11 protein-coding genes are annotated in these 13,700 nt (G+C 62.6%); 9 read left to right on the top strand and 2 right to left on the bottom strand.

Annotated elements, in window-relative coordinates; all coding sequences use genetic code 11:
- The first annotated feature begins 19 nt into the window (after positions 1-19).
- Complete coding sequence (locus AC07E3_RS09780; protein WP_478361547.1) at positions 20-1,072, top strand: LacI family transcriptional regulator; 1,053 nt, start codon at positions 20-22, stop codon at positions 1,070-1,072.
- A 6-nt stretch (positions 1,073-1,078) separates the two neighbouring features.
- On the opposite strand, the gene AC07E3_RS09775 is transcribed toward AC07E3_RS09780, so the two are convergent.
- Complete coding sequence (locus AC07E3_RS09775; RefSeq protein ID WP_065817905.1) at positions 1,079-1,642, bottom strand: TetR/AcrR family transcriptional regulator; 564 nt, start codon at positions 1,640-1,642, stop codon at positions 1,079-1,081.
- Between the two features lie 170 nt (positions 1,643-1,812).
- Here AC07E3_RS09775 and AC07E3_RS09770 point away from each other — a divergent pair, with 170 nt between their 5' ends.
- The 3 genes from AC07E3_RS09770 (at position 1,813) to AC07E3_RS09760 (ending at position 6,722) form a co-directional block, all read left to right on the top strand.
- Positions 1,813-3,000 carry an efflux RND transporter periplasmic adaptor subunit gene (locus AC07E3_RS09770; RefSeq protein WP_478361545.1) on the top strand — a complete coding sequence of 396 codons (1,188 nt, stop codon included), beginning with the start codon at positions 1,813-1,815 and terminating at the stop codon, positions 2,998-3,000.
- A complete protein-coding gene (locus AC07E3_RS09765) occupies positions 2,997-6,083 on the top strand; it encodes an efflux RND transporter permease subunit (RefSeq protein ID WP_478361543.1) in 3,087 nt (1,028 codons plus the stop codon). Before AC07E3_RS09770 ends, AC07E3_RS09765 begins: the two co-directional genes overlap by 4 nt.
- A 225-nt stretch (positions 6,084-6,308) precedes the next feature.
- The gene (locus AC07E3_RS09760) at positions 6,309-6,722 is read left to right on the top strand and encodes a DUF4168 domain-containing protein (RefSeq protein ID WP_478361540.1); all 414 of its coding nucleotides are present in this window, start codon (positions 6,309-6,311) and stop codon (positions 6,720-6,722) included.
- 24 nt (positions 6,723-6,746) lie between these two features.
- On the opposite strand, the gene AC07E3_RS09755 is transcribed toward AC07E3_RS09760, so the two are convergent.
- The gene (locus AC07E3_RS09755) at positions 6,747-7,421 is read right to left on the bottom strand and encodes a GntR family transcriptional regulator (RefSeq protein WP_322340860.1); all 675 of its coding nucleotides are present in this window, start codon (positions 7,419-7,421) and stop codon (positions 6,747-6,749) included.
- A 213-nt stretch (positions 7,422-7,634) separates the two neighbouring features.
- Here AC07E3_RS09755 and AC07E3_RS09750 point away from each other — a divergent pair, with 213 nt between their 5' ends.
- The 5 genes from AC07E3_RS09750 (at position 7,635) to AC07E3_RS09730 (ending at position 13,563) form a co-directional block, all read left to right on the top strand.
- Positions 7,635-8,414 carry a class II aldolase/adducin family protein gene (locus tag AC07E3_RS09750; RefSeq protein WP_336071284.1) on the top strand — a complete coding sequence of 260 codons (780 nt, stop codon included), beginning with the start codon at positions 7,635-7,637 and terminating at the stop codon, positions 8,412-8,414.
- A gap of 85 nt (positions 8,415-8,499) precedes the next feature.
- Positions 8,500-10,047 carry an ABC transporter substrate-binding protein gene (locus AC07E3_RS09745; RefSeq protein ID WP_478361538.1) on the top strand — a complete coding sequence of 516 codons (1,548 nt, stop codon included), beginning with the start codon at positions 8,500-8,502 and terminating at the stop codon, positions 10,045-10,047.
- A 76-nt stretch (positions 10,048-10,123) separates the two neighbouring features.
- A complete protein-coding gene (locus tag AC07E3_RS09740; protein ID WP_065817910.1) occupies positions 10,124-11,092 on the top strand; it encodes an ABC transporter permease in 969 nt (322 codons plus the stop codon).
- The gene (locus AC07E3_RS09735) at positions 11,092-11,931 is read left to right on the top strand and encodes an ABC transporter permease (RefSeq protein WP_065818051.1); all 840 of its coding nucleotides are present in this window, start codon (positions 11,092-11,094) and stop codon (positions 11,929-11,931) included. The genes AC07E3_RS09740 and AC07E3_RS09735 overlap by 1 nt, the downstream gene beginning before the upstream one ends.
- A gap of 9 nt (positions 11,932-11,940) precedes the next feature.
- Positions 11,941-13,563, top strand: a complete 1,623-nt coding sequence (locus AC07E3_RS09730; protein WP_478361536.1) for an ABC transporter ATP-binding protein — start codon at positions 11,941-11,943, stop codon at positions 13,561-13,563.
- Positions 13,564-13,700 lie beyond the last annotated feature (137 nt).

The raw sequence follows: 13,700 nt of genomic DNA, 5'->3' as shown, positions 1-13,700 counted from the left end.
GCAACCGGGAGGAGATGACATGGCGCGCCGATCAGACCGCCCCACATTGCGGACCATCGCGGAGATGACCGGCCTTGCCGTCACCACCGTTTCCCGCGCGCTGCTCGATGCTCCGCAGATCGCGTTCGAGACGCGCCAGCGCGTGCAGCGCGTGGCGCGCGAGATCGGCTACCAGCCCGACCGCGCCGCGCGGCATCTGCGAACCGGGCGCACCAATGTGATCAGCTTCGTGCTCGACCCTCATGACGAATTGCTGGGCTTTTCCACGTCGATGATCAGCGGCCTGGCGCGCGCCCTGCGCGACACCCAGTATCATCTGGTGATCACGCCGCATTTCGCCGAAGTGCCCTCGATCGATCCAATCGAATACATCCTGCGCAACCGGATGGCCGACGGCGTTGTCTTTTCGCGGACCGAGCCGAAGGATCCCCGCGTCAAGCTGCTGATGGAAAACGACTTTCCCTTCGTGTCGCACGGGCGCACGGATCTCGGGGTCGAGCACGCCTTTGTCGACTACGACAACGCGGCCTTTGCCCGGATGGCGGTGGAGCGCCTTGTATCGAAGGGTCGGCGCCGGCTGGCGCTGATCCTGCCGCCAGACCGCTTCATGTTCCGGAGGCACCTGCGCGACGGATTTCAGGAGGCCGTGGAGAGAGCCGGGGTCGCATCGGAATTGCCGGGGGATATCAATCTCGACAGCAATGCAGCCGACTTATATGCGTGGCTCACCTGGCGGCTGAGGCAGCCGGACCCGCCGGACGGGATGGTGTGCGCCGGTGAGGTTTCAGCGCTTTCGATCATGGCCGCGCTGAGCGATCAGGGTCTCACCGTGGGCAGGGATTTCGATCTTGTGGTCAAGCAGACCTCGCTGCTTTACGACGAAGTGCGCCCTCGCATCGATGCCGTCTACGAGGACATTGCCGAAGCGGGTGAAAACCTCGGCAGATTGCTGATCCGAAGGATCGCCGGCGAAAGACCGGGCGCGCTGCAGCTTCTGCAGGAGCCCATACCGCGCTTCGCCGATCTCGGCCACGGAACCCGCGCCGCCATCGGCACGCACCAGACGGCGTGAGGCAGGTCAGGAGCCGGACGCGCCCGCCCTGTCTTCGAGCAGACCGCGCAGCGCGGCGATCATTTCGGCAACTTCCTGATTGTTGACCACATTGATGGAGAGCAGTTCCATCGCCCGCACCCCGTGCACCACGAGAAGAGCGATCACCGCGAGGGACGGATCGCTCGCGGTGGCTTTCATCTGGTCGAGCACTTCGCGCTCGTATTTCTGGACCGGCTTCAGGAAATCCGGGTTTTCGGCCAGCGCGGCCAGCAGGCCGGACGGCGGCGGCTGGCATTCCTTCCGCTCCTCGACAAACAGGTCGATATAGGCCTGCACGACGCCATTGGTGCTCTTCTCATGCGCCTGTTTGCGCTCCTGGAACTTGTCGTACTCTTCGCTGATGAAGCCCTCGACAAGGGCTTCGAACAGTTTCGACTTGCTGGAAAAGTGATAGAGCAGCCCCCCTTTCGAGACCCCGGCGCGCGCGGCGACCGCATCCAGAGACATGCTGGCAGCACCCGCCTCGCGGACAATCTCGGCCGCTGCATCAAGGATTTTTTCCCGTGCGCCGGAGCTCGGTCTCACCATTCCTGACATCCTGAAGCTTGACAATACCGTCCAGACGGTACAGTAAAGCGCCGACATTTGGCAAGCCAAGATAGCGCCGCGCTCTTGTTCGGGAGCGGCAGCGTCGCTATCTGCGCCACTCTTATGTAAACTAATCGATATTATTCCCAATGCCTCCGGGGTCTGACGACATGATCAAGCGTCTTCTCATTGCCATCGTCCTGCTTGCGCTCGTTGCGGGCGGCATAGTCGGTTTCAACATGTTCCGGGATCAGGCGATCCAGCAGTTCTTCGCCAACATGCCCGTTCCCACCGTCACCGTTTCGACTGTCGAAGCGAAAGAGGGGAAATGGACGCCCGCAATCGAGGCTATCGGTACCGTCAACGCCAACCAGGGCGTTGACCTCACGGTCGAGACCACCGGCATCGTCACGGAGATCCGTTTTCAAGCCAACCAGCAGGTCAAGGCCGGCGACGTTCTCCTTCAGCTTGAGGACAACATCCAGCAGGCCGAGCTGAGCGCCTCGCGCACCCAGGCAGCACTGGACCAGCAGGCGCTCGATCGTGCCCGTGAACTGCGCAGCCGCGGCGTGAGTTCCGGCGTTTCCCTCGACAATGCCGAGGCCGCCGCCCAGGCGTCCGCAGCGCAGGTGCAGAAGGCGGAAGCCGTCCTGCAGCAGCGTCAGCTTCGCGCGCCGTTCTCCGGCACGATCGGCATTCCGCGCATCGACAAGGGTCAGTATCTCTCGCCGGGAACGATCGTCGCCACGCTGCAGGACATCGAAACGATGCGCGCGGACTTCACCGTTCCCGAGCAGCAGCTCGGAAACCTGAAGATCGGCCAGCCGGTGCGGCTTTCGCTCAACAATGACAGCGAAGAGTTCGAAGGCGAAATCACCGGCATCGACCCGAAGGTCGATCCTTCGAGCCGCCTCGTTTCGTTGCGCGCGCGCATCGACAACACGTCCGGCAAGCTCACACCCGGTCAGTTCGTGCAAGTGCAGGTCATCCTGCCGGAAGAAGACGGTGTGATCTCGCTGCCGCAGACCGCAGTCGTTACCAGCCTCTACGGCGACTACGTGTTTGTCGCCAGGAAGCCGGAAAACGCAGGTGAAGGCGAGGAAGGCGAGACGAAACTCGAGGCCCGCCAGACCTTCGTGCAGGTCGGTCGCCGTTCCGGAAACCTTGTGGAAATCCGCTCGGGCGTCAAACCCGGCGACATCATCGTGACAGCCGGACAAAACCGCCTCTCCAACGGCACCCCGGTTGCGATCGACAACACGATCAATCCCGGCAATTCACAAAGCTCTGGCACGCCCGACACCGGGCAGAAGCCGGCAAACGATGACGCCAAGGCGGAAGAGGCGGCAGCCCAATGAGTTTTTCCGATATCTTCATCCGCAGGCCGGTCCTTTCGACCGTCCTAGGACTGCTGATCCTGCTGCTTGGCTTCCAGGGACTGTTCAACCTGCAGGTTCGTCAGTATCCGGAGGTCGAGGAGACGGTGATCACCGTCACCACGATCTATCCCGGCGCCAGCGCCGACCTGATCCAGGGTTTTATCACGGCCCCCATCGCCCGCGCCGTGGCGACCACGGAAAACGTGGATTACGTCACGTCGCAGAGCCGTCCTTCGGCGAGCACGGTCAGCGTGCAGATGCGGCTTGGCTCCGATCCGGACGTCGCGCTGACGGAGGTCATGTCCAAGGTGCAGCAGGTGCGCAGTGAACTGCCTGCGGACGCCAAGGACCCGACCATCGTCAAGGGCACGGGCATGCAGTTCGCCACCATGTATCTGGCGATGCAGAACCCGAACATGTCGAGCGAACAGCTCACCGAATACATCGAACGCGTTATCCGCCCGCGCATGTCGACCATCCCCGGCGTTGCCGAGGTGCAGATCATCGGTGCGGCGAACTATTCGATGCGCGTGTGGATCGACCCCGTGCGGCTGGCGGCACGCCAGCTCACCGCGGCCGAGGTCTTAGCCGGCATCAAGGCATCGAACTTCCTTGCCGCACCCGGCAAGACCGAAAACGAATATGTCGCCTACGCGATCTCGATGGAGTCCACGCTGCAGACGCCGGAAGCGTTTGGAGCCCTGCCGCTCAAGGCAACGGGCGACGATGTGGTGCGTCTGCGCGACGTGGCCGATATCGAGCTTGCCGCCGAGAGCACGGATATGGTGGTGAGCTTCAACGGTCAGCCGGGCACGTTCATCGGCGTCTTCCCGACGCCGGGCGCCAACCCGCTCGACATGGCGGGTGCCGTGACGGAGGAGCTGCCGTCCATTCAGGCAAGCCTGCCGGAAGGCATGAGCATCGAGGTTCTTTACGACGCGACGGAATCCATCAGCGCGTCCATTGACGAGGTCTTCAAGACCATCATGGAAGCGGTGCTGATCGTTATCGTTATCATCCTCCTGTTCCTTGGTTCCTTCCGCTCTGTGCTGATGCCGATCGTGACGATTCCGCTTTCGCTGATCGGCGTCTGCTTCGTGCTGTTCGCGCTCGGATACTCCATCAACCTCCTGTCGCTGCTGGCCATGGTGCTGGCCATCGGCCTGGTGGTGGACGACGCCATCGTCGTGGTGGAAAACATTCACCGGCATATCGAGGAAGGGCTTTCGCCGCGCCGCGCGGCCTTTGTCGGCATGAAGGAGATCACGGGCCCGGTTGTCGCCATGACGATCACGCTTGCTGCGGTGTTCGCGCCTCTGGCTTTCACCGGCGGTCTGACCGGCTCGCTGTTCCGCGAGTTTGCGATGACACTTGCCGGTGCGGTGGTCATTTCTGGTGTTGTCGCGCTTACGATCACGCCGATGATGTCGGCGCGCATTCTCAAGCGCGGCAATCACAGCCGGTTCCAGGTGATCGTCGACACCACGTTCGAAAGGCTCGCCAATTTCTATGAACGGATGGTCAGCGGTTCGCTCAAATACCGCCCCGTCACGATGCTGGTGGTGCTCGTCCTTCTCGGGCTTACCGGCTTCATGTTCATGAACACATCCAGCGAGCTGGCACCGGAGGAAGACGAGGGCGCACTGTTCTCGCTGATCACCGCGCCATCCTATGCGACGACCGACTATACCACCCTCTACACGACGCAGATGCGTGAACTGACCAAGGATCTCCCCGAGCTCAAGGCCAGCTTCTCCATCGTCGGTTTTGGTGGGCAGACCAATTCGGGCATCGCGCTCTGGGCCTTCAAGGACTGGGCGGATCGCGAGCGGTCGCAGAAGGAAATCCAGCAGGATATCCAGGCACGGCTCTCCAAGATCGCCGGTGTCGAGGCCCTCGTCTTCGCGCCGCCTTCGCTTCCCGGCGCCGGCGGTGGTCTGCCGATCTCGCTCGTGATCCAGTCGACAAGCGATTCGGCGCGCGTCTTCGAAGTGGCCGAGAAGATCAAGGAAGAGGCCCAGGCCTCGGGCCGCTTCATCGTCGTGCAGAACTCGCTCGCCTACAATGCGCAGCAGGTGGTGGTGACGGTGGACCGCGACCGGGCGGCGGCACTCAACCTGCCGGTTTCCGATGTCGGCACGACACTCAGCCTGCTTGTCGGCAGCGGTTCCATCGCGCAGTTCGACCGCGATTCAAACAGCTACGACATCATCATGCAGGTGCCGCAGGAATACCGCGAGAACCCGGAGCGGCTGGGCGATTTCTTCGTGCGCAGCGCGACGGGCGAGATGGTGCCGCTTTCGGCGGTCATCACCGTGTCGACGGATGTTGCCGCCGCAGCGATCGAGCAGTTCAACCAGTTGAACTCGGCAACGATCTCGGCCCTGCCGGTGCCCGGTGTTTCGACCGGTGACGGCCTCGCGGTGATCGAGGACATTGCCAAAAACACCATCCCGGACGGCTTCTTCATTGAGTATTCCGGCCAGTCGCGGCTTGAAGTGGAGCAGGGCAACACCATCCTGATCGCCTTCACGCTCGCCGTGGTGGTGATCTATCTGGTGCTTGCGGCACAGTTCGAGAGCTTCCGCGATCCGCTCATCATCATGATGACGGTGCCACTGTCGATCTTCGGCGCCATTCTGCCGCTCAATCTGGGACTGTCGACGCTGAACATCTACACCCAGGTGGGCCTGATCACGCTGATCGGCCTGATCACCAAACACGGCATCCTGATGGTGGAGTTCGCCAACCAGCAGCGTGAGGAGCATGGCCTGTCGCGCGTTGAGGCAATCGTCGCATCGGCCAAGGTGCGCCTGCGCCCGATCCTCATGACCACGGCCGCCATGGCGCTCGGCGTCGTGCCGCTGATCATGGCTGCAGGTGCGGGTGCCGCGGCGCGCTACTCGATGGGTCTCGTCATCTTCACCGGCCTGATCATCGGCACCACCTTCACCCTTTTCGTGGTCCCGATGTTCTACACCTTCATCGCCAAGGCGAGACTGGTGACCGAGGAAGACGACCACCCAAACGAACAGGCGCAGCCCGCGCCGGCCGCTGAATAGCAGCAAGGTCAGGCCCCGCTTCGGCGGGGCCTTTCTTTTGGGCCATGCAGCCGGCTCATTTTTTGTTTTCCCCGGCAATCCGAATTGATTGGAGCGCCCGGGCGTGTCCTTCCTTCTCGCCACATTCTTGATGAGGGTGGCACCCGGGATGAACCCGGGGTCGGGCATTTCATTTCCCCCCATGTTGAAGAGCTGGAAGGGGGACACCCGAAAGGAAGGAGTTCCATGATGATTCTTCGAACAGGACTGCGTACCGTCGCGGCTGCCCTCACGATTTCCGCGGGCGCGGCCATGATCTCGCCGGCCCTGGCCCAGGATGCCGTGCCGTCGCCTGCGCCGGCACCCCAGGCGCAGGCGCAATCATTCGACGATCAGAAGCTGCAGGCCTTCACGGTGGCATTTCTTGCCGTCAGCGATGTGAAGGAGCGATATACGGAACGGTTCCGTCAGGCCCCTTCCGATGACGAGAAGCAGAAGGTTCAGGTCGAAGCGACACAAGAGATGGAACAGGCCGTCGACAAGACGGAGGGCATTTCGGTGGATGAGTACAACCAGATCATCCAGTCGGCCCAGACCGATGAGGCGCTTGCCCAGAAGCTGAACGGCATGATCGGCGAAGCCGCGAAGTCAAAGCAGTGATGTGAACGCGGGAAGGGGGCGTCGTCAGGCGCCCTTTTCCAGCTCCTCAAACAGCGCGACCACCGCATCGCGGGCAACGGCGATGTGATAGCGCAGGGCCTCGCGCAGCTCGTCTCCGTCGCGTTTCCTCAGCGCGTCCATGATCGGCTCGTGGGTCTCGGCCATGCGCTGCGGATCGTCGTAGATCTTGCCGATCAGGGTGATGCCGGCGCGCATCTCGGTTGCCAGTTCATCGTAGACCCTTATGAGACGGGCATTCCCGCTTGCCTTGCAGATCATGCGGTGAAAGGCGAAGTCTTCGAATATCTGTGTCTCGATCGAGGCCTGACCTGCCGTGCCGTAAAGACGGCCGAGCTGCTTTTCCAGAGCGGCGATGTCGGCATCCGTGGCACGTTCCACGGCGAGATAGCCCGCATGCAGCTCCAAGCCGATGCGCAGCTCGTAAATGTCGCGCATCTCGCTTGCGCTGAAGGTGCGCACAAAGAAGCCTCGACGCGGTGAAAAGGTGACAAGGCCCTGGCTTTCCAGAAGCCGGGCCGCCTCGCGGACGGGCGCGCGGCTGGTGCCGAACTCGCGCGAGAGCTGAAGCTCGGTCAGCCGCTCGCCAGGCTTCAGATGCCCCGTGACAATCGCCTCGGTAATCTGCCGGGCAATCTGCGTCACCAGATCCGTCGTGGACACTTCCGAAAACACGCTCACCGCCGTTTTCCCAAAACTTCCCCTCCCAATGGCATCGCAGCGCAGGCGCGGCGGATGCCGTTCCACTATGACAGGCAAAATGCCGATTGTCGACAATTGACACTCTGTCACGCCTGTGCTTGCCTGTCGTCCAACAAACGGCTCTGAGGGGAGCCGCGCAAAAACGACATGGACACCGTTCGGCACCGGACGGTTCGCGCGAGGGAGATGTTGATGAACGTTCAGCCCCAAACGGTTTCGGCAGCCGATACCGGGCAGCCACGCGAGAGGATCGAGCTGGCCGCCGCCTACCGCCTGATCGCGCATTATCACCTGGATGACAGCATCTTCACCCACATCTCGGCCCGCGCACCGGCAGAGGAGGGCGAGCACGCCTTCCTGATCAACCCGTTCGGGCTGCGCTTCGACGAGGTGACGGCATCGAGCCTCGTGACCGTCGACATCAATGGCGACATCCTGCGCGACAATCATGGCGCGGGCATCAACAAGGCCGGCTTCACCATCCACAGCGCCGTGCATGCGGCGCGGCCAGACGTGCACTGCGTTTTACACACGCACACGGTGGCGGGTGTGGCCATCTCCTCAATGGAAGAGGGCATCCTGCCGCTGAACCAGTGGTCGCTGCAGTTTCACAACCGCCTTGCCTTTCACGACTATGAAGGCATTGCGCTCGATCTCGGCGAGCGCGAGCGGCTTGTTGCCGATCTCGGCGACCGCAATGTCATGATCCTGCGCAACCACGGGCTTCTGACCTGCGGGCGCACGGTGGGCGAGGCCTTCGCGCTGATGTTCAACATGGAGCGTGCCTGCCGCGCGCAGCTCGCCATCATGTCTTCGGGCGGCAGGCAGATCCGCATTGCCGAGGAGCTGGCCGAGAAAACGGCGCGCCAATATGAGGGCTGGGACACCCATCACACCGGCAACAAGCCCGACCCGCAATGGGATGCCTTCCAGCGCCTCGCCATCAAGCACTATCCCGACCTCGTGGAGTGAGACCGAACTGAAGCAAAGCCAATTGCCCGGCACGATCAAGGGAGAACGATCTTGCGCCGGGCGACAGACAAGGGGAACGAAAGCCATGCTTAAACGACTGACCACACTTGCCGCCGCCATGCTGGTGTCGACGGCGCTCAACGCAGAGCCCGTTTCGGGCGGGCGCGCCAATGTCGTGATCCAGCCCGAACCGCCAAGCCTGATGATGGGCCTGGTGCAGAACGGTCCGACGCAGATGGTCGCCGGCCAGATCTATGAAAGCCTGCTGCGCTACGACGAAAAGCTGCAGCCCATGCCGCAACTTGCGAAATCCTGGGAGGTTTCCGAGGACGGCCTGACCTATACGTTCAAGCTGCATGACAATGTGAAGTGGCATGACGGCGAGCCGTTCACCTCCGCCGATGTGGTGTTCTCCGCCGATGTCTTCCTGCGTGAGACGCATGCCCGCCTGCGCACCTCGCTGGAGCATGTGGAATCCATCACCGCGCCCGACGACACCACGGTCGTCTTCAAGCTGAAGCAGCCCTTCGGCCCCTTCCTCGGCATTTTCGAGGCCGGCACGATGCCGATGGTGCCCAAGCACATCTATGAAGGCACTGACTACAAGAACAACCCGGCCAACAACACGCCGATCGGCACCGGGCCGTTCAAGTTCGCCGAATGGGTGAAGGGCTCGCACATCCTGCTCACCAAGTTCGAGGACTATTACGAGGAGGGCAAACCCTATCTCGACGAGATCTACTGGCATGTGATCCCGGACGCTGCCTCGCGCGCGGTCGCCTATGAGACGGGCGTGGTGGACATCCTGCCCGGCGGCTCGGTGGAGAATTTCGACGTCCAGCGGATCGCTGACATGGAGAACACCTGCATCACCGACAAGGGCTGGGAGTATTTCGGTCCGCTGTCGTGGATGTGGCTCAACAACCGCGAAGGCCCGACCGCCGACAAGCGCTTCCGCCAGGCGGTGATGTATGCGATGGACCGCGACTTCGCCCGCGACGCGCTGTGGAACGGCCTCGGCAAGGTTGCGAAAGGTCCGGTGTCCTCGTCGACGCGTTTCTTCACCGACGACGTGACCGCATATGACCACGACCCGGAGAAGGCCAAGGCCCTGCTCGAAGAAATGGGTTATGACGGCGAGACCGTGCGCCTTCTGCCGCTGCCCTATGGCGAGACCTGGCAGCGCTGGGCCGAGGCCGTGAAGCAGAACCTCGGCGAGGTCGGCATCAATGTCGAGATCGTCTCCACCGATGTGGCCGGCTGGAACCAGAAGCTGGCCGAGTGGGACTACGACATGGCCTTCACCTATCTCTACCAGTATGGCGATCCGGCACTGGGCGTCGCCCGCACCTACATTTCCACGAACATTGCCAAGGGCTCGCAGTGGAACAATGTGGAGGGCTACGAGAACAAGGAGATCGACGATCTCTTTGCCAAGGCCGCGGTGGCCGTGACGGCGGAGGAGCGCCAGAAGCTCTACACCGAAGTGCAGCAGAAGCTGGTGGATGACGTGCCGGTTGCCTGGCTGCTCGAACTCGGTTTCCCGACCATCTATCGCTGCAATGTGAAGGATCTCGTCACCACGGCCATCGGCGTGAATGACGGCTTCAAGGACGCCTATATCGAAAAATAGGCGACTGCCCGATCCGGGGATGCGCGGGCGAACCGCCCGCGCATCCTCACCTTGAGTCCGATCCTGCAGGGGCCCGATGCTACGCTTCATACTCATGCGCCTGGGCAAGGCGGCGATCATCCTGATTGCCATCCTGACGCTCAATTTCTTCCTGATCCATGCCGCGCCCGGCGATCCCGCTGCGGTGATGGCAGGCGAGGCGGGGGCCGCCGACGCCAAGTTCATCGCGCAGCTTCGCGAGCAGTTCGGCCTCGACAAACCGCTGCTGACCCAGCTCGGGATCTACCTCAAGGGCGTGCTTCAGTTCGATCTCGGCTTTTCCTATCGCCAGCAGATGCCGGTGGCCGATCTCATTCTCGACCGGCTGCCCGCCACACTGCTCCTGACCATGACGGCCTTCGTCATCTCGCTGCTGCTCGGCACGCTGGCCGGGGTTCTCGCCTCCGCGCGTGTCGGCAAATGGTCGGACACGGCGATCTCCACCCTGGCGCTGCTCTTCTACGCCACGCCGCTCTACTGGGCGGCACTGATGGCGGTGCTTCTGTTCTCCGTCTATTTCAACTGGCTGCCGGGCTTCGGCTATGAGACGGTGGGCGCGAACTACACCGGCCTGCGCCGTGCGCTCGACATCGGCCAGCACCTGATCCTGCCGGCCACCACGCTCGGCCTCTTCTTCATGGCGGTCTACATGCGCATGACGCGGGCCTCGATGCTCGAAGTGAGCCAGCTCGATTTCGTCAAGACGGCGCGGGCCAAGGGGCTGAAACCCGGCATCATCCAGCGCCGCCACATCTTCCGCAACGCCATGCTTCCGGTGGTGACGCTCGCCGGCCTTCAGGCGGGCCAGCTCGTCGGCGGCGCGGTGCTGACGGAGACCGTGTTCGCGTGGCCCGGCATCGGACGCCTGATGTTCGAGGCGCTCGCCCAGCGCGATTACAATCTGCTTCTTGGCGTGTTCTTCGTGTCCGCCGCCATGGTGCTCCTGTTCAACCTCATCACCGACATTCTCTATCGGTTCGTTGATCCAAGAATCCGGGTGGCATGATGGCTGATTTCTGGAAACGCTTCTCCCGCAATCGTGGCGCCGTGATCGGCCTTGCGATCCTCGCCATCGTCATTCTGGTGGCGCTGCTTGCGCCGCTGATCTTCCCGCAATCGCCGTGGCGCATGGTGCAGCGGCCCTTCCTGCCGCCGTTTTCCATGGACCAGTATCCACTGGGAACGGACGCGCTTGGCCGCGATGTGATCTCCGGCCTTGCCTATGGGGCGCAGGTTTCGCTTCTGGTCGGCCTCGTCTCGACAGTCGCCGCCCTTCTGATCGGCATCCCCATCGGTGCGCTTGCCGGCTATTTCGGCGGCTGGGTGGACGACGCGCTGATGCGCTTTACCGAGTTCTTCCAGACCGTGCCTAGCTTTGCGCTCGCCATCGTTCTGGTGGCGATCTTCCAGCCCTCGATTGAATCGATCATCGCGGCAATCGCCATTGTGAGCTGGCCGCCGGTCGCCCGCCTCGTGCGCGGCGAGGTGCTATCGCTGCGCTCGCGCGAATATGTGGAGGCGGCGATCCTTTCGGGCCAGACCAGCCTGACGATCATTCTGCGGCAGGTTCTGCCCAACACGATCTCGCCCATCATCGTGCTTGCCTCGCTGATGGTGGCAACGGCGATCCTTCTGGAATCCTCGCTTTCCTTCCTTGGGCTCGGCGATCCCAACCTCATGTCGTGGGGCTACATGATCGGCGCGGCGCGCACGGTGATCCGGCAGGCCTGGTGGCTTTCCTTCTTCCCCGGCGTTGCCATTCTGCTCACCGTTCTGGCGCTGAACCTGATCGGCGAAGGGCTGAACGATGCGCTCAACCCGCGCCTTGCGCGGCGCGGCAAATAGGAGGGCGCGATGACAGACCCCGTTCTCAAAATCAGGAACCTGAAGATCGCGCTGCCGGAGGGTGCCGACCGCGACTTTGCCGTCAACGATGTTTCCTATGATCTTCATGCCGGTGAAATTCTCTGCATTGTCGGAGAATCGGGTTCCGGCAAATCCATGTCGGCCAATGCGGCCATGGGGCTTCTGCCCGATCTGGTGCGGCCGGTGGGCGGCGAGATCCTCTTCGAGGGCATGGACCTTCTAAAACTCTCGGAAACCGAGATGATGGATCTGCGCGGCAAGAAGATCGCCATGATCTTTCAGGAGCCCATGTCGGCGCTCAATCCGCTGATGCGGGTGGAAGACCAGATTGCCGAAGTGTTCGAGGCGCATGGTCTCCTGACACCGAAGGAGCGTGCAGCGCGCGCCATCGAGCTTTTGACGGAAGTGGGCATTCCCGACCCTGAAAAGGCCGCGCGGGCCTATCCGTTCCAGCTTTCCGGCGGCCAGCGGCAGCGCGTCATGATCGCCATGGCGCTGGCGCTCGAACCGCGCATGCTGATCGCCGACGAGCCGACCACCGCGCTCGACGTGACCACGCAGGCGCAGATACTGGAGCTGATCCGCAATCTGCAGGAAAAGCACGGCATGGCGGTGATGTTCATCACCCATGATTTCGGCGTCGTTGCCGAGATCGCCGACCGCGTGGCGGTGATGCAATATGGCAAGATCGTCGAGGCCGGCACCGCCGACGAGGTTTTGGACAATCCGCAGCATGAGTACACGCAGAAGCTGATCGCGGCGATCCCGAAGCTTGCCGCCGGGGCGAGCGGGGAGACAGTGAGCAAGACGCCGATCCTCGAAGTGGAAGGGCTCAACAAGACCTATGTGACCGGCGGCGGCCTGCTCTTTTCCAAGCCGCGCGTGGTGCATGCGGTCAACGATGTGAACCTGACGCTCAGCGAGGGCGAGACACTGGGCATTGTCGGCGAATCCGGCTCCGGCAAATCGAGCGTCGGGCGCTGCCTTGTGCGGCTGATGCAGCCCGATTCCGGCACGGTGAAGCTCGCCGGCCACGACATGGCGCAACTCTCCGGCGAGGCGCTGCGCGAGGCGCGCAAATCGATCCAGATGATCTTTCAGGACCCCTATGCCTCGCTCAACCCGCGCTCCAAGGTGGGCCGCATCATCGCCGAAGGGCCGATGGCGCATGGGGTTTCCAAGCAGGAAGCCTATGCGCGTGCGGTCAAGCTCCTGGAGCTGGTGGACCTCGATGCGCTTGCCATCGACCGCTATCCGCACGAATTCTCAGGCGGCCAGCGCCAGCGCATCGGCATTGCCCGCGCTCTGGCGCTGGAGCCGCGCGTGATCATTGCCGACGAGGCGGTTTCTGCGCTGGATGTTTCCATTCAGGCGCAGGTGCTCGATCTTCTGGCGGAGCTGAAGGAACGGCTCAATCTGGCGCTGATTTTCATCACCCACGACCTGCGGGTCGCCGCCCAGATCTGCGACCGCATCGCGGTGATGCAGAAGGGCAAAGTGGTCGAGATGGGGCCGGCGCATGCCATCTTCAACAACCCTCAGAGCGACTACACGCGCACCCTGATCGAGGCCATTCCCGGCCGCGAGAAGGAGCTGGCGGCGGCGGGGTGACGCGGTGACGACTGGAGCTCACTTCAGCGCGGTGCGTGCCCATTCCCTCGCCCTTCGACAAGCTCAGGATGAGGGAACGGGCAGGGAGAGGCTGGCGTCTGTGGCGAAGGATTGCAAAACGCCCGCGCTTCCGACAC

It is taken from the genome of Nitratireductor lacus (assembly GCF_056431025.1).
Note: the sequence above shows the minus strand (reverse complement) of the source record. Positions and strands in the feature narration are given on the sequence as shown.

Bases quoted from the DNA above. Each gene is read 5' to 3' on its own strand.
- AC07E3_RS09780 (WP_478361547.1), top strand. From the start codon at position 20: ATGGCGCGCCGATCAGACCGCCCCACATTGCGGACCATCGCGGAGATG.
- AC07E3_RS09775 (WP_065817905.1), bottom strand. From the start codon at position 1,642: ATGGTGAGACCGAGCTCCGGCGCACGGGAAAAAATCCTTGATGCAGCG.
- AC07E3_RS09770 (WP_478361545.1), top strand. From the start codon at position 1,813: ATGATCAAGCGTCTTCTCATTGCCATCGTCCTGCTTGCGCTCGTTGCG.
- AC07E3_RS09765 (WP_478361543.1), top strand. From the start codon at position 2,997: ATGAGTTTTTCCGATATCTTCATCCGCAGGCCGGTCCTTTCGACCGTC.
- AC07E3_RS09760 (WP_478361540.1), top strand. From the start codon at position 6,309: ATGATGATTCTTCGAACAGGACTGCGTACCGTCGCGGCTGCCCTCACG.
- AC07E3_RS09750 (WP_336071284.1), top strand. From the start codon at position 7,635: ATGAACGTTCAGCCCCAAACGGTTTCGGCAGCCGATACCGGGCAGCCA.
- AC07E3_RS09745 (WP_478361538.1), top strand. From the start codon at position 8,500: ATGCTTAAACGACTGACCACACTTGCCGCCGCCATGCTGGTGTCGACG.
- AC07E3_RS09740 (WP_065817910.1), top strand. From the start codon at position 10,124: ATGCTACGCTTCATACTCATGCGCCTGGGCAAGGCGGCGATCATCCTG.
- AC07E3_RS09735 (WP_065818051.1), top strand. From the start codon at position 11,092: ATGGCTGATTTCTGGAAACGCTTCTCCCGCAATCGTGGCGCCGTGATC.
- AC07E3_RS09730 (WP_478361536.1), top strand. From the start codon at position 11,941: ATGACAGACCCCGTTCTCAAAATCAGGAACCTGAAGATCGCGCTGCCG.